Consider the following 15,180-nt stretch of genomic DNA (forward strand, 5'->3'; position numbering starts at 1 on the left):
ATGACAAGGCCCGCAAGCGGGACGCGGCCGGGGGTTTGGGGGCGAAGCCCCCAAGGGATTGGACGCGCAGTACGCTCTCCGGGGACCCGGTGGAGCCGGTCTACGGGCCCCGGCCGGGCGACGCGTACGAGGGCTTCGAGCGGATCGGATGGCCCGGGGAGTACCCCTTCACCAGGGGCCTCCACCCGACCGGCTACCGAGGCCGTACCTGGACCATCCGCCAGTTCGCCGGGTTCGGCAACGCCGAGCAGACCAATGAGCGCTACAAGATGATCCTGGCGGCGGGCGGCGGCGGGCTCTCCGTCGCCTTCGACATGCCCACGCTCATGGGGCGGGACTCCGACGACCCCCGCTCGCTGGGCGAGGTCGGCCACTGCGGAGTCGCCATCGACTCCGCCGCCGACATGGAGGTCCTCTTCAAGGGCATCCCGCTCGGCGATGTCACCACCTCGATGACCATCAGCGGCCCGGCCGTCCCGGTCTTCTGCATGTATCTGGTCGCCGCCGAGCGCCAGGGCGTCGACCCCGCCGTACTGAACGGCACGCTCCAGACGGACATCTTCAAGGAGTACATCGCCCAGAAGGAGTGGCTGTTCCAGCCGGAGCCCCATCTGCGGCTGATCGGCGACCTCATGGAGCACTGCGCCCGGGACATCCCCGCGTACAAGCCGCTCTCGGTCTCCGGCTACCACATCCGCGAGGCGGGGGCGACGGCCGCGCAGGAGCTGGCGTACACCCTCGCCGACGGCTTCGGCTATGTGGAGCTGGGGCTCAGCCGGGGCATGGACGTGGACGGGTTCGCTTCCGGGCTCTCCTTCTTCTTCGACGCGCACCTCGACTTCTTCGAGGAGATCGCCAAGTTCCGCGCGGCCCGCCGGATCTGGGCCCGCTGGATGCGCGATGTGTACGGCGCGAAGACGGACAAGGCCCAGTGGCTCCGCTTCCACACCCAGACCGCGGGCGTCTCGCTCACCGCCCAGCAGCCGTACAACAACGTCGTGCGTACGGCGGTCGAGGCGCTGTCCGCGGTCCTCGGCGGCACCAACTCCCTGCACACCAACGCCCTGGACGAGACCCTCGCCCTGCCGAGCGAGCAGGCGGCCGAGATCGCGCTGCGCACCCAGCAGGTGCTGATGGAGGAGACCGGCGTCGCCAATGTCGCGGACCCGCTGGGCGGCTCGTGGTACGTCGAACAGCTCACCGACCGGATCGAGGCCGACGCCGAGAAGATCTTCGACCAGATCAAGGAGCGCGGCCGGCGGGCGCACCCGGACGGGCAGCACCCCATCGGCCCGATCACCTCCGGGATTCTGCGCGGGATCGAGGACGGCTGGTTCACCGGCGAGATCGCCGAGTCCGCCTTCCGCTACCAGCAGTCCCTGGAGAAGGGGGACAAGCGGGTCGTCGGCGTCAATGTCCACCATGGCTCCGTCACCGGTGACCTGGAGATCCTCCGGGTCAGCCACGAGGTCGAGCGCGAGCAGGTGCGCGACCTGGGCGAGCGCAGGGCGCGGCGCGACGACGCCGTCGTACGGTCGTCGCTGGACGCGATGCTGGCGGCGGCCCGCGACGGGTCCAGCATGATCGGCCCGATGCTGGACGCGGTACGCGCCGAAGCGACGCTCGGCGAGATCTGTGATGCCCTGCGGGACGAATGGGGCACCTACACGGAGCCGCCCGGCTTCTGACCCCGCACGCCCCTCGCCCGCCCGCCGGGCCTATGCCCCCCGGCGTCCGGCGCCGGGGGCCGCGGCGTACGGTGACGGAGTGACCAGGCTCACCGTTCCCGTACGTGATGTCACGGCCAGGCTGCGGCGCATCAGCTGCGGCGGCGATCTGTTCGCCGTCGTCACCCTGGACTTCGAACCCGGCGACGGCTGTGACAACGCTGTCTCCGAGGAGAATCTGCCGGCCGACTGTGTGGTGCCGCTGTTCGACGGCGTACGCGCGGGGCTCGACGGTGTCGCGGCCCGCGTCGTCGTCAGGGACGCGCGCCACCACCCCGACGCCCGCCCCGCCCAGTCGTTCAAGGTGGCGGGCTACCTCGCGGCGCGCGACGCCCTGGCGCGCGCGGGTCTGCGCCCGTCCGGCGGCGAGCCGGCCGGAAACCCGGTGCGTACGTCGTCGGTGCGGGCCTCAGCGCGGGAGCGAGGACAGACCGGCGAGCAGTAGCGCCGAGAACGCGCGGGCCCACGCCGCGTCCACCGGCTCGGCGCTCCGCGACAGCCACGGATGCGGGGGTGGGGACCCGCGCCGGACAGTATGACGCGAAGGCTCCCTTTTCACATGGGCGGGCGGAGGGGGGAGGATGTACTCATGCAGCCTAGGAACATGTCCATGAGCGGCGTCGTCGACCTCGCCGCGCTGAAAGCGGCCGGTGAGGCCAAGGCAAAGGCGGAGCAGGCCCGTGCCGAGTCCGCGCGCCAGGGCGGCGGCGGTGCCGTATCCCCTTCCAGTCTGGTGATCGACGTCGATGAGGCCGGGTTCGAGCGCGATGTGCTCCAGCGTTCGGCCGAGGTCCCGGTCGTCCTCGACTTCTGGGCCGAGTGGTGCGAGCCGTGCAAGCAGCTGAGTCCGCTGCTGGAGCGGTTGGCACAGGAGTACAACGGCCGCTTCGTGCTGGCCAAGATCGATGTCGATGCCAATCAGATGCTGATGCAGCAGTTCGGTATCCAGGGCATTCCCGCCGTCTTCGCGGTGGTCGCCGGGCAGGCGCTGCCGCTCTTCCAGGGCGCGGCCCCCGAGCAGCAGATCCGCCAGACGCTCGACCAGCTCATCCAGGTCGGCGAGGAGCGCTTCGGGCTGACCGGAATCGCCGTCGACGCCACGGAGGCGGAGCCGAACACCGGTCCCGCCGAAGTGCCGGCCGGGCCCTATGACGCACTGCTTGAGGCCGCCGTACGGGCCCTTGACGCGGGCGATTTCGGCGGTGCGGTGCAGGCGTACAAGAACGTTCTGTCCGACGATCCCGGCAACAGCGAGGCCAAGCTCGGTCTGGCCCAGGCCGAACTGCTGGGCCGGGTCAAGAACATGGACGCCGCCGCGGTGCGCCAGGAGGCGGCCGAGCGCCCGGACGATGTGGCCGCGCAGATCGCGGCGGCGGATCTGGATCTGGCCGGTGGTCATGTCGAGGACGCTTTCGGCCGTCTTGTCGAGGCGGTACGCCGTACGGCGGGCGACGACCGCAACACCGCCCGGGTGCGGCTGCTCGAACTCTTCGAGGTCATCGGCCCGGACGACAAGCGGGTGACTGCGGCGCGTTCGGCACTGGCCAGGGCGCTGTACTGATCCGGACCGGCGCGGGCGGGTACGGACCGGCGCGGGTCAGAACAGACCGGCGCGGGGTCGGTACGGACCGGCGCGGGCCGATCCGTACCGGTCCGTACCGGAGTCGCTGGACTGGACCCGCCTGGACGGAACTGTCCCGGGCGGGCGGGTCCGTTCCGCCGGGACTGTAGTGGTATGCGGCGGTGGCGCGGATGGTGCGTCACCGCCGTTCTGGCGGCAGAGTCATGTTACGCGGCATCTCTTTACCAAAACTTGGTAATTCGACTGTCTGTTACTCGCAGTAAATCAACTGGCTTGTTCTATCCGCTTATTGGCGGCAATCTCCCCTTCTGGCGTCACGGGTGACCGCACCCTGTGTGGCTGTGCGGTACCAGTCGGACGTATAGCGGATACCGCCCCGTTACCAGCGAGTAATGAACCCCCTTGTGCTCGGGGTGTGGAATGCACCACGATCGGCGACGCTCGGTCCAAAAACGCACCGTCCGGCCCCCAGCCGGGCAGTGGATCTTGGGTCCCCACCGGGCCGGCCGGCGCCGGGCGCCGGCTGCGGGCAGGGGGGTTCCCGCCGTACGGCGGGGCCTGTCCGGGTCAGGTTGTGCGTGATGCGTCAGGCGCGACCAGTGGTTGTCGCTCGGGGGTGATCGCCGGTTCTCCGGACGCGGTAAGCGCCGGAGGGCGCGGGCGCTCTCCTTTCCGAGGACGTAGCACTTCTCCCATCCCAGGACGGACTTTGAGAGTCCGGACCGGAGATGTACGTCCGAGAAGGAGGAAAGTCATGGAGCATATGGCTCGTGGCGGAACCAGATGGAAGCGGTTCGCCCTGGTCATGGTGCCGAGTGTGGCCGCGACGGCCGCGATAGGCATCGGTCTGGCACAGGGGGCGCTCGCCGCGTCGTTCGCTGTGTCAGGCCAGGAGTTCAAAGTCACGGCGGGCAAGCTCGACGGCCAGGGATTCGCCCAGTACGGCGGCGTCGACATGGGCTACAAGAGCCTCAAGGGCGATGAGAAGGTCGCGCATCCCATCGCGGTCTCGTCGTTCAAGAGCGCCACGATCAAGAACATGTGTCAGTCGGTCGTCACCGATGTGCCACTGCTCGGCAAGATCACCCTTCAGCTCAAGGCGGGCGAGGGCAGCAAGCAGGTCTCGGCGAAGAATCTCTACCTCGATATCTCCGAGCTTGAGGGCGACGCCACGTTCTCGAACATCGACATCGGTGTCGCGACCAAGGACACGGACAAGCCGGGCGTCGGCAAGGGCCCTGTCGTCAAGGACACCTCCGTACTGGAGAACGGCTTCGCGCAGCAGGCCGACCGGGCCGTCCTGACCGGCGTCAAGCAGAAGGCGTGGGCGACCACCGCGGGGACCTTCAAGCTGGGCGGTCTGAAGATGAGTCTGCACAAGGGCGACGGCCCCAAGGTCGAGTGCTACTGACGGTCACTCCGTCCGGGCGGGCGGGGGGACGCCGGTACGGCCCCACCCGCCCGCTCAACTCTCCACACCGCGAGACCAGTTCCAGGGAGCTGTATTCCATGAGCGCCGAGTCCATGGCCACGGGGCAGAACGAACACATTGTCCGCGCCCTCCGGCGGCGGTTCCGCGACTGGCGGGGTCAACGGCCTTTCTGGGCAGGGCTGTTCACTCTGCTCGGTGGAATCCCCATCGCCTATCTTCCCTACGCGAGCCTCAAGCTCGGGCATCTGACGCTGTCCATATCGACGACGGCGGGCGCCGGCTCGCTGATCATCGGCGTACTGCTCGTCACGCTGGGGCTGACGATGTGGTTCCACCACATCGTCCGGGTGTTCGCGGGAGTCGCGACCATCCTGCTGGCGCTGGTCTCCCTGCCGGTCGCCAATCTGGGCGGCTTCATCGTCGGCTTTGTGTTCTCGCTGCTCGGGGGCGCGCTCGCGATCGCCTGGGCGCCGGGGAAGCCGCTGCCCCCGGGGAGCGGGACCGGCGCCGACACCCGTACCGACACCCGTACCGACACCCGTACCGATACCCGTACAGACACCGACCCTGCTCCGGCGCCTGTGGACCCGGTGACTGCGGCCTCGGCGCCTGCGGCTCCGGCGACTGTTGCCCCGGCGTCCGCGACCCCGGCGGCCGTGGACCCGGTGGGCACGCCCGGATCGGGGGAGCGGGAGCAGCCCGGGGCGAGCACACAGGACACCACCATCGAAGCCAACGGCGGGAGGAACAGTGCAGGGTGATGCCACACCCCTGACCGCGACCGGGCACGAGGGGACGAGCGGCACCAGAAAGGGCCCGCGCCACGCGGCGGCCAGAAAGTCGCTGCTGGCCAGGCTCCAGCGGCCGGCGGGCAAGGCGATCGCCCTGGCCGCGATGCCGACGGCCGTCCTGGTGGGCATGGGCCTCACCCCCCGGCCGGCACTCGCCGAGGACAAGGACATCCCCTTCGCCCCCGGGCCCTGTGTGACCCGTTCGGACGAACCGGCCGGGTCCGAGCCGCCCGAGCCGTCCGGACCGTCCGGGACGACGAAACCTTCCCCCGGGCCCTCGCGGTCATCGGCCCTGGCCCCGGCCCCGGCCCCGAGTGAGTCGGCCGACGCGGACGACGAGAGCGAGGGCAACGGCGATACGGAGGAAGGCGACGAGCGCAGGTCGGGTACGAGTCCTTCGCCGTCCGCCTCCGCGTCCGCCTCCGCCGGGACGGCACCCGGCACGCCGACCGGGCCCGCCCGGTCCACGCCGCCGCCGGGTGGTGCTGCGAGCGCCGGAAAGACCACGAACCCGCTGGATCCACTGGGTCTGGGCGATGCCCTCAAGGACCTGATCGACGGCCCCGGCGGCCAGGACACCGCTACTCCTTCCCCGAAGCCCACCGCGTCGGACACCGCGCCGGACACCGCGAAGCCTGCCTCCCGGCCCTCCTCGAAGCCGGCCACGGACCCGGGCGACCGGGCCCCCGACGGCACTGCGGACAGGGTGAACAAGGCCGGTAGTGCGGACAACGCCGACACTGCGAACAAGGCCGGTAGTGCGGACAAGGCCGAGGACGATGCCCCGGACAAGGCGCACGACAAGGCCGAGGACACGAGCGAGGACACGAGCGAGGACGAAGCCAACGACAGGGCCGAGGACGCCATCAGGGACGCCGCCGCCCGCGCCGGGGCGAAGGTCGAGGAACTGGGCGAGGACGTCAAGGGCCGCGACCCCAAGAGGGACGAGGACATACCCGACGGTGCCAAGCCCCGCTTCCCCTGCCCGACCGCCGACCCCGAGGCACTGGCGGCGGCGGAGCTGGAACAGGGCCTTCCGCTGCTTCCTGACGAACCCTGGATCCTGAAGTCCAGCAAGCTCACCCTGTCCGGCCTGGACTACCACGGCATCGTCGAGGTGAAGACGGGCAGCGGCAAGATCAAGAAGGTGCTGAAGTTCACGGCGTCGGGCGTGGACATCGGGAACCTGCACCAGCTCGTACAGGGGCCCCTCGGCCGGACCGGTCATGTCGAGGCGCGGAAGGGCTCCACCTCGACCATCCGCGAGGGCACGGTGACGATGTACACGGAGGAGCTGAAGGGCAATCTCTTCGGCCTCATCCCGGTCACCTTCAGCCCGGAGTCGCCGCCGCCGCTGGATATCCCGTACGCGGTGTTCACCGATGTGACGGTGACTCAGGCGGGTCAGTTCGGCGGCACGCTGACCATCCCCGGCCTGCACAACTACTACACCGACGCGGACACCGACACCGACGACTGACCACCGGGGCGCCCCGGACGCCGTCGTGTGCGCCCCGGCGACTCCGGGACCGGGAATCCGCTACGGGCCGACTCCGGCACCCCCCCCGCACCGGGTCCGACTCCGATACCGGCCGACTCCGGCCCGGGCCAAGGGCCGTACCCCCGCCCGCGCCGGGGTGCGGCCCACAAACCTCACCGGGTGGATCGGTGGCCGGGAGGTCAGCCCCGTGTCTCCCCGCCCAGGTGGTGCACCCGCACCATGTTGGTCGTGCCGGGCACCCCGGGAGGCGAACCCGCTGTGATGATCATGGTGTCGCCCTCGTTGTACCGCTGGAGCTTCAGCAGCTCGCCGTCCACGAGGTCCACCATCGCGTCCGTGTTGTCGGCGTGCGGCACGACGAACGACTCCACGCCCCAGCTCAACGAGAGCTGGTTGCGGGTCGCGGGCTCGGAGGTGAAGGCCAGGATCGGCTGACAGACGCGGTAGCGGGACAGCCGGCGGGCGGTGTCGCCGGACTTGGTGAAGGCGACCAGGGCCTTGCCGTCCAGGAAGTCCGCGATCTCACATGCGGCGCGGGCCACCGAACCGCCCTGGGTACGGGGCTTCTTGCCCGGGACCAGGGGCTGGAGGCCCTTGGCGAGCAGCTCTTCCTCCGCTGCCGTCACGATCTTCGACATCGTCTTGACCGTCTCGATCGGATACGCGCCCACCGACGACTCGGCGGAGAGCATCACCGCGTCAGCGCCGTCCAGGATCGCGTTGGCCACATCGGACGCCTCGGCGCGCGTCGGCCGGGAGTTGGTGATCATCGACTCCATCATCTGGGTCGCCACGATCACCGGCTTGGCGTTGCGGCGGCACAGCTCGATGAGCCGCTTCTGCACCATCGGGACCCGCTCCAGCGGGTACTCCACCGCCAGGTCGCCACGCGCCACCATCACCCCGTCGAACGCCATGACGACGTCCTCCATATTGGCGACGGCCTGCGGCTTCTCCACCTTGGCGATGACGGGGACCCGGTGGCCCTCCTCGTCCATCACCTTGTGGACGTCCTTGACGTCGTTCGCGTCCCGGACGAACGACAGCGCCACCAGGTCGCAGCCCATCCGCAGCGCGAAGCGCAGATCCTCGATGTCCTTCTCGGAGAGCGCCGGGACGTTCACCGCCGCGCCGGGCAGGTTGATCCCCTTGTGGTCGGAGAGCACACCGCCCTCGACGACGATCGTCTTCACCCGGGGGCCGGATACCTCGACCACGCGCAGTTCGACATTGCCGTCGTTGATCAGGATCTGGTCGCCCATGGACACATCGCCCGGCAGACCCTTGTACGTGGTGCCGCAGATGGACTTGTCGCCGGGGACGTCCTCGGTGGTGATGGTGAACTCGTCGCCCCGGTGCAGCTCCACCGGGCCCTCGGCGAAGGTGTCCAGCCGGATCTTGGGGCCCTGGAGGTCGGCGAGCACGCCGATCGCCCGGCCGGTGTCCTCGGCGGCCTTGCGGAGGCGGTGGTACCGGTCCTCGTGCTCGGCGTGGGACCCGTGGCTCATATTGAATCGGGCCACATTCATACCGGCCTCGATGAGGGCCCTCAGCTGGTCGTACGAATCGACGGCTGGGCCCAGCGTGCAGACGATTTTGGAACGGCGCATAAGGCGATCCTATCGGTTTGTTTCGGCTCGGAATTTTTCGACTGTCGGAAAGTACATATGGGCGGAGGGCCGCTCAGCCGAGGGCTTCTCGGGATGTCGGGGCGGCCACCGGGGCGGTTACCAGGGCGAATGTCTGGCGGGCGATCTCCAGCTCCTCGTCCGTCGGGACGACCGCCACGGCGACCCGTGCGTCCGGGGCCGAGATGATCCGCGCCTCGTCGGACCGCCGGGCGTTCAGCCCCTCGTCCAGTACGAGGCCCAGCTCCGCCAGACCCGCGATCGCGGCCTCCCGTACCGGCGCCGCGTTCTCCCCGACCCCGGCGGTGAAGGCGATCGCGTCCACCCGGCCCAGGACCGCGTAGTAGGCGCCGATGTACTTCTTCAGCCGGTGGATATAGATCTCGAACGCGAGCAGTGCACGTTCGTCGCCCGCGTCGATCCTGCGGCGGATCTCCCGCATGTCGTTGTCGCCACACAGCCCCACCAGACCGCTCTTCTTGTTGAGCAGTACATCGATGTCGTCCACGGACATTCCCGCGACCCGCTCAAGATGGAAGGTCACCGCCGGATCGATGTCACCGGAGCGGGTACCCATCACCAGTCCCTCCAACGGTGTCAGACCCATCGAGGTGTCCACACACCGGCCACCCGCCACCGCCGAAGCCGACGCGCCGTTCCCGAGGTGCAGCACGATCACATTGATCTCCTCCGGCGCCCTGCCCAGCAGCTTCGCCGTCTCCCGGGAGACATAGGCGTGCGAGGTGCCGTGGAAGCCGTAGCGGCGGATGCGGTGGGCGTCCGCCGTCTCCACGTCGATGGCGTAGCGCGCGGCCGACTCCGGCATCGTCGTGTGGAAGGCGGTGTCGAAGACCGCGACCTGGGGCAGATCAGGACGCAGCGCGGTCGCCGTACGGATTCCGGTGATGTTCGCCGGGTTGTGCAGCGGTGCGACCGGCACCAGCCGCTCGATCTCGGCGAGCACCTCCTCGTCGATGACCGTCGGCTCGGTGAACCGCAGCCCGCCGTGCACCACCCGGTGTCCGATCGCCGCCAGCTCGGGGGAGTCGAGCCCCAGCCCGTCGTACGACAGCTCGTCGGCGACCGCCTTCAGCGCGGCGTCGTGATCGGCGATCCGGCCGGTGCGCTCGCGCCCGCCGCCGCCCGACGGGGAGTGGACCAGCCGGGACGTCGCCTCGCCGATCCGCTCGACCAGCCCGACCGCCAGCCGTGAGCCGTCCCGCATGTCGAGCAGCTGGTACTTCACCGACGACGAGCCGGAGTTGAGGACGAGGACACGGGTCGCGGTCATGGGGCCTTCTCTGTGTTTCGGGGGCGTACGGGCCGGGCCGGGGCAGGTCGGTCGGGTCTGGTCGGGCCGGGTCAGGTCGGGCCCGGGTCTGGTCTGGTCGGGACTGGCCGGGCCCGGGTCTGGTCGGGCCGGGGCAGGTCGAGCCCGGGGCAGGTCGGGTCAGACGGATTCGGCGCGCTCGGCCCGTATGGACTCACCGGCCGGGCCGGCGGCCCGCTCCGGCTGCGCCTGGATAGCTGTAATGGCCACTGTGTTTACGATGTCGCTGACCATCGCGCCCCGCGACAGATCGTTCACCGGTTTGCGCAGCCCCTGGAGCACCGGCCCCACGGCCACCGCGCCGGCCGAACGCTGCACGGCCTTGTAGGTGTTGTTGCCGGTGTTCAGATCGGGGAAGATCAGCACCGTCGCCTGGCCCGCCACCGCCGAGCCGGGCAGTTTGGTCGCCGCGACGGACGGTTCGACCGCCGCGTCGTACTGGATCGGGCCCTCGATCCGCAGATCCGGGCGGGCCCGGCGCACCAGTTCGGTCGCCTCCCGCACCTTGTCGACGTCCGCGCCGGTGCCCGAGGTCCCGGTGGAGTACGAGAGCATCGCGATCCGGGGATCGACGCCGAAGCGGGCGGCGGTGGCGGCGGACTGGACGGCGATGTCGGCGAGCTGCTCGGCATTCGGGTCCGGGTTGATCGCGCAGTCCCCGTACACCAGCACCTTGTCGGCGAGGCACATGAAGAAGACGGACGACACGATGGAGGCTCCCCCTGAGGCTTCGCCCAGGGAGGTACCCCCTGGCCTGGTCTTGATGATCTCGAAGGCGGGGCGGATCGTCGCGGCTGTGGAGTGCACGGTCCCCGAGACCATGCCGTCGGCCAGGCCCTCCTCGACCATCAGGGTGCCGAAGTAGTTCACATCCGCCACCACGTCGTACGCCAGCTCCACCGACACGCCCTTGTGCGCGCGCAGCTCCGCGTACCGCTCGGCGAAGAGCGCGCGCAGCTCGGAGGTGTCCGGGTCGATCAGCTGGGCTGCGGACAGATCGATGCCCAGGTCGGCCGCCTTCTTGCGGATCACCTCGGGGTTGCCCAGCAGCGTCAGGTCGCAGACATCGCGGCGGATGAGCACATCGGCGGCGCGCAGCACCCGCTCCTCGGCGCCCTCCGGCAGGACGACCCGGCGCCGCTCGGAACGGGCCTGCTCCAGCAGCTCGTGCTCGAACATCATCGGGGTGACATGGCCGCTGCGGGCCACCGCGAGCCGGGCCAGCAGCTCGCCGGTGTCGACATGGCGCTCGAACAGGCCGAGGGCGGTCTCGGCCTTGCGCGGGGTGGAGGCGTTCAACTTCCCTTCGAGGCCGAAGAGCTGGGCCGCTGTGGGAAAGCTGTTGCCGGGGACCGAGACCACGGGGGTGCCCGGCGCGAGCCGGGCCGCCAGGGTGAGGACCTCGTCGCTCGGCCGCTCGTTCAGGGTGAGCAGCACCCCCGCGATCGGCGGGGTGCCCGCCGAGTGCGCGGCCAGCGCGCCCACCACCAGATCGGCGCGGTCGCCGGGGGTGACCACCATGCAGCCGGGGGTCAGCGCGTTCAGGAAATTCGGCAGCATCGCACCGCCGAAGACGAAGTCGAGCGCGTCCCGAGCGAGCCCCGCGTCGTCGCCGAGCAGCACCGTGCCGCCCAGGGCATGGGTGATCTGGGACACCGTGGGGGCGGCGAGCGCGGGCTCGTCGGGCAGGACGTAACAGGGGACCGGAAGGCGGGCCGCCAGCCGCTCGGCGATGACGGCGCGGTCGGCGGGGGCGACCCGGTTGACGACCATGGCGAGAACATTGCTGCCCAGTGCCTCGTATGCGCGATGGGCGTTACGGGCCTCCGCCCGCACGGACTCGGCGCTCTGTCCCCGGCCCTTCACCACTGGGATCACCGAGGCGCCGAACTCGTTCGCCAGCCGGGCGTTCAGCGCCAGCTCGTCGGGGACCTGGGTGTCGGCGAAGTCCGACCCCAGCACGAGGACGACCTCGTACTGCCGGGCCACCTGGTGGAAGCGGTCGACCAGCCGGGAGACCAGCTCATCGGTGCCCCGCTCGGCCTGGAGCGCGGCGGCCTCGTGGTAGTCCACGCCGTACACCGACGCCGGGTCCTGGGTCAGCCGGTACCGCGCGCGCAGCAGCTCGAACAGCCGGTCGGGGCCGTCGTGCACCAGGGGGCGGAAGACGCCCACCCGGTCCACCTGGCGGGTCAGGAGCTCCATGACTCCCAGCTCTACGACCTGGCGGCCGTCCCCGCGGTCGATCCCCGTCACGTACACGCTGCGCGTCACGCGTGGTCTCCGTCCGTGCTCGCTGATGGTGTGCCATGGGCCGAACCGGGCCCCGGCGGCCCTTTTCGTACACAGTGCCGGACCGCACCCGACGGCGTCGGACCGTCCTCCACAGACCCCCGTATAAGTCATACAAAAGGCCGTGCAAAAGGTCGTACAAAAAACCGCCGGTGAGCGGCCCCTTCCTCTTGACAATACCTCTGTGGACGAGTAAGGCGCTTGCCGGGTGTGAGAAGAGGGGGGCGGGTAGACGAGACGCGTGGAACAATCGTTTCCAGACTCACCTGTACCTCCCTGTACCTCCAGGCTCAGCCGTACCACTGAACAGCAGGAGACACAGCACGATGCGCATCGGAGTTCTCACCGCAGGGGGCGACTGCCCCGGACTGAACGCAGTGATCCGGTCGGTCGTGCACCGTGCCCTCACTGGGCACGGCGACGAGATCATCGGATTCGAGGACGGCTTCAAGGGCCTCCTCGACGGCCACTACCGGCCCCTGGACCTCAACGCGGTCAGCGGCATCCTCGCCCGGGGCGGGACCATCCTCGGCTCCGCCCGGCTGGAGCGCGACCGGCTGCGCGAGGCCGCCGAGAACTGCGGCGAGTTGCAGCGCAGGTACGGCATCGACGTCCTCATCCCGATCGGCGGCGAGGGCACCCTCACCGCGTCCCGGATGCTCTCCGACGCCGGGATGCCCGTCGTCGGCGTACCCAAGACCATCGACAACGACATCTCCGCCACCGACCGCACCTTCGGCTTCGACACCGCCGTCACCGTCGCCACCGAGGCCATCGACCGCCTCAAGACCACCGCCGAGTCCCATCAGCGCGTGATGGTCGTGGAGGTGATGGGCCGGCACGCGGGGTGGATCGCCCTGGAGTCCGGCATGGCGGGCGGCGCCCACGGCATCTGTCTGCCCGAGCGCCCCTTCCAGGTCGAGGACCTGGTCAAAATGGTGGAGGAGCGCTTCGCGCGCGGCAAGAAGTTCGCCGTCATCTGCGTCGCCGAGGGCGCGCACCCCGCCGAGGGCTCGATGGACTACGGCAAGGGCGAGATCGACCAGTACGGCCATGAACGCTTCGAGGGCATCGGCAACCGCCTCGCCAACGAACTGGAACACCGCCTCGGCAAGGAGGCCAAGCCGGTCATCCTCGGGCACGTCCAGCGCGGCGGGGTGCCCACGGCGTACGACCGCGTCCTCGCGACCCGCTTCGGCTGGCACGCGGTGGAGGCTGCGCACCGGGGTGACTTCGGCGTCATGACGTCCCTTCAGGGCACCGATGTGGTGATGGTGCCGCTGGCGGACGCGGTGACCCGCCTTAAGACGGTGCCGGTGGATCGGATGTACGAGGCGGAGTCGGTGTTCTGACCTGCCGTCGGCGCTTCGGGGTCCAGGCCGCCGGGGTTGCCGCCCCGCGCTTGGCTGGCTGTCGCCGTGGCGGGGCGGGAATGCCTTGTCGGACCGTCAGTTGTCGAACTCTCCGGCTTTTACGCCGTGGAGGAAGGCGGCCCATTCGGTGGGCGTGTAGTACTGGACTCCGCCGTTTCGGTTCTTGCTGTCGCGGACGGCCCGGCCGCCGTCTGCGGTGTGGGCGACTTCTACGCAGTCCTGCGTTCCGCTCTGTGACCGGCTGGCCTTCTTGAATGCGGTCACGATGCTGTGGTTCTTCATCCTTACCCCCTCAGTTGTCGAACTCCCCGGCCTTTACCCCGTGGAGAAAGGCGGCCCATTCGGTGGGGGTGTAGTACTGGACTCCGCCGTCGCGGTTCTTGCTGTCGCGGACGGCTCGGCCACCGTCTGCGGTGTGGGCGACCTCTACGCAGTCCGTGTTCACCCCTCCTGACGCGCTGGACTTCTTGAAGTCGGTGACTATGTGCTGCTTCCTCACGTCTGCTACCTCTCGCTCGCTGAGATGTCCCTGACCGTCCCCTGGAGGAAGTCCAGGCTCTGCGCAGGGCTCAGTGCGGCCGATCTGAGCACTTCGAAGATGCGTGCGTGCTTGGCCAGGTCGTCAAGATCTTCAAGGATCACGCTGCTTGTCGTGGTGTCGAAGGCGACCGCTTCGGGAGCCGGCTCGGGACCGAAGGAGAACATGACGAAGTGCACCGTCATGTGTGCCGCTGCCCATTCCGAAGTCGGCAGGACCTGCACGGTCACGTTGGGGCGCTGCGCGACTTCGATCAGGTGGGCCAACTGTTCGCGGTGCACCGTGGGAGACGGCATAGGGGCGGCGAGCGCCGGTTCCCAGATCACCGCCGCGAAGTGCGACCTGCCCTCATCGATGACCCGCCTGCGTTCCTCGCGGACGGCCACGACCTTCTCGATGAACTCGGGAGGGTAGGTCGTCACGCTGGCGTCGAGGAGAGTCCTGAGGTACCCGGACGTTTGCAACAAGCCTGGAATGAAGAGCGGTTGCCATGACCGGATGTACGAGGCGTCCGTCTCCAGCGCGATCAGATCCGCGTGCTCGTCGCTGACGACGCCCGCATAGTCGAGCCACCAGCCGCGCTTGTTGCTCATGCGCGCCAGGTGCTCCAAGTTCGCCCGTACGTGTGGGTCTTCGACCTTGTAGAGGTCCAGCAGGACCCTCACATCACCGACGCGAGACCCGCTGATGCCCGACTCCACCCGGCTGATCTTCGCCTTGGAGCAGCCCAGCGCCTCGGCCCCGTGATCCTGATCGAGGCGCGCGGCCAGACGGTACCGCTTGAGGGCTGCGCCCAGGCGTCGACTACGCACAGTGGGCTTCCCGCCAGCGGGCATGTTGCCTCCCCTTGTTTCTGTGACCAGTTTGCACGGCAACAGGCCGTACTCGCCAGGCCGTTGCTCGTTTGGGTGACTTGTAAAGTTACATCAGTACTTGGGTTGCAAGTTGAATGTTGATGGCTCTAGCTTCGATTACATCGCACTCCG

General features: G+C 69.3%; 13 protein-coding genes. 7 read left to right on the plus strand and 6 right to left on the minus strand.

The window, feature by feature from the left end; all coding sequences use genetic code 11:
- From ACWF94_RS02795 to ACWF94_RS02820, 6 genes are all read left to right on the plus strand, one after another.
- The coding region (locus ACWF94_RS02795; RefSeq protein WP_453484015.1) for an acyl-CoA mutase large subunit family protein at positions 1-1,688 on the plus strand (1,688 nt) is incomplete at its 5' end.
- A 79-nt stretch (positions 1,689-1,767) separates the two neighbouring features.
- On the plus strand, positions 1,768-2,172 hold the full coding sequence (locus ACWF94_RS02800; protein WP_453484017.1) for a hypothetical protein: 405 nt from the start codon (positions 1,768-1,770) through the stop codon (positions 2,170-2,172).
- Positions 2,173-2,316: 144 nt separating this feature from the next.
- On the plus strand, positions 2,317-3,288 hold the full coding sequence (locus ACWF94_RS02805) for a tetratricopeptide repeat protein (RefSeq protein WP_453484019.1): 972 nt from the start codon (positions 2,317-2,319) through the stop codon (positions 3,286-3,288).
- A 775-nt stretch (positions 3,289-4,063) separates the two neighbouring features.
- Positions 4,064-4,720 carry a DUF6230 family protein gene (locus tag ACWF94_RS02810; RefSeq protein WP_453484021.1) on the plus strand — a complete coding sequence of 219 codons (657 nt, stop codon included), beginning with the start codon at positions 4,064-4,066 and terminating at the stop codon, positions 4,718-4,720.
- A 98-nt stretch (positions 4,721-4,818) separates the two neighbouring features.
- Positions 4,819-5,502 carry a DUF6114 domain-containing protein gene (locus ACWF94_RS02815; protein WP_453484023.1) on the plus strand — a complete coding sequence of 228 codons (684 nt, stop codon included), beginning with the start codon at positions 4,819-4,821 and terminating at the stop codon, positions 5,500-5,502.
- A complete protein-coding gene (locus ACWF94_RS02820) occupies positions 5,492-7,012 on the plus strand; it encodes a hypothetical protein (RefSeq protein WP_453484025.1) in 1,521 nt (506 codons plus the stop codon). Before ACWF94_RS02815 ends, ACWF94_RS02820 begins: the two co-directional genes overlap by 11 nt.
- A gap of 200 nt (positions 7,013-7,212) precedes the next feature.
- Here ACWF94_RS02820 and pyk read toward each other — a convergent pair whose 3' ends face one another.
- The 3 genes from pyk to pta form a co-directional block, all read right to left on the minus strand.
- Positions 7,213-8,643 (minus strand): pyruvate kinase, encoded by a 1,431-nt coding sequence (pyk, locus tag ACWF94_RS02825; RefSeq protein WP_453484027.1) that lies wholly within the window; start codon positions 8,641-8,643, stop codon positions 7,213-7,215.
- A 73-nt stretch (positions 8,644-8,716) separates the two neighbouring features.
- Positions 8,717-9,952 (minus strand): acetate kinase, encoded by a 1,236-nt coding sequence (locus tag ACWF94_RS02830; protein ID WP_453484029.1) that lies wholly within the window; start codon positions 9,950-9,952, stop codon positions 8,717-8,719.
- Between the two features lie 159 nt (positions 9,953-10,111).
- Positions 10,112-12,265 carry a phosphate acetyltransferase gene (pta, locus tag ACWF94_RS02835; protein ID WP_453484031.1) on the minus strand — a complete coding sequence of 718 codons (2,154 nt, stop codon included), beginning with the start codon at positions 12,263-12,265 and terminating at the stop codon, positions 10,112-10,114.
- Positions 12,266-12,609: 344 nt separating this feature from the next.
- Between pta and ACWF94_RS02840 the strand changes: the two genes are divergently transcribed.
- Complete coding sequence (locus tag ACWF94_RS02840) at positions 12,610-13,635, plus strand: ATP-dependent 6-phosphofructokinase (protein WP_453484033.1); 1,026 nt, start codon at positions 12,610-12,612, stop codon at positions 13,633-13,635.
- Between the two features lie 96 nt (positions 13,636-13,731).
- Here the strand turns inward: ACWF94_RS02840 and ACWF94_RS02845 are convergent, their stop codons facing one another.
- From ACWF94_RS02845 to ACWF94_RS02855, 3 genes are read right to left on the minus strand one after another with little or no spacing between them, the layout of a single operon-like run.
- Positions 13,732-13,938 carry a DUF397 domain-containing protein gene (locus tag ACWF94_RS02845; protein WP_453484035.1) on the minus strand — a complete coding sequence of 69 codons (207 nt, stop codon included), beginning with the start codon at positions 13,936-13,938 and terminating at the stop codon, positions 13,732-13,734.
- A gap of 10 nt (positions 13,939-13,948) precedes the next feature.
- Complete coding sequence (locus ACWF94_RS02850) at positions 13,949-14,155, minus strand: DUF397 domain-containing protein (RefSeq protein ID WP_453484037.1); 207 nt, start codon at positions 14,153-14,155, stop codon at positions 13,949-13,951.
- A gap of 5 nt (positions 14,156-14,160) precedes the next feature.
- Complete coding sequence (locus ACWF94_RS02855) at positions 14,161-15,006, minus strand: helix-turn-helix domain-containing protein (RefSeq protein WP_453484039.1); 846 nt, start codon at positions 15,004-15,006, stop codon at positions 14,161-14,163.
- Positions 15,007-15,180: the final 174 nt, after the last annotated feature.

The organism is Streptomyces sp. NPDC055078 (assembly GCF_053607985.1).

Excerpts from the sequence above, each read along its gene's own strand:
- ACWF94_RS02805 (WP_453484019.1), top strand. The coding sequence starts at position 2,317 with ATGCAGCCTAGGAACATGTCCATGAGCGGCGTCGTCGACCTCGCCGCG.
- ACWF94_RS02810 (WP_453484021.1), top strand. The coding sequence starts at position 4,064 with ATGGAGCATATGGCTCGTGGCGGAACCAGATGGAAGCGGTTCGCCCTG.
- ACWF94_RS02815 (WP_453484023.1), top strand. The coding sequence starts at position 4,819 with ATGAGCGCCGAGTCCATGGCCACGGGGCAGAACGAACACATTGTCCGC.
- pyk (WP_453484027.1), bottom strand. The coding sequence starts at position 8,643 with ATGCGCCGTTCCAAAATCGTCTGCACGCTGGGCCCAGCCGTCGATTCG.
- ACWF94_RS02830 (WP_453484029.1), bottom strand. The coding sequence starts at position 9,952 with ATGACCGCGACCCGTGTCCTCGTCCTCAACTCCGGCTCGTCGTCGGTG.
- ACWF94_RS02840 (WP_453484033.1), top strand. The coding sequence starts at position 12,610 with ATGCGCATCGGAGTTCTCACCGCAGGGGGCGACTGCCCCGGACTGAAC.
- ACWF94_RS02845 (WP_453484035.1), bottom strand. The coding sequence starts at position 13,938 with ATGAAGAACCACAGCATCGTGACCGCATTCAAGAAGGCCAGCCGGTCA.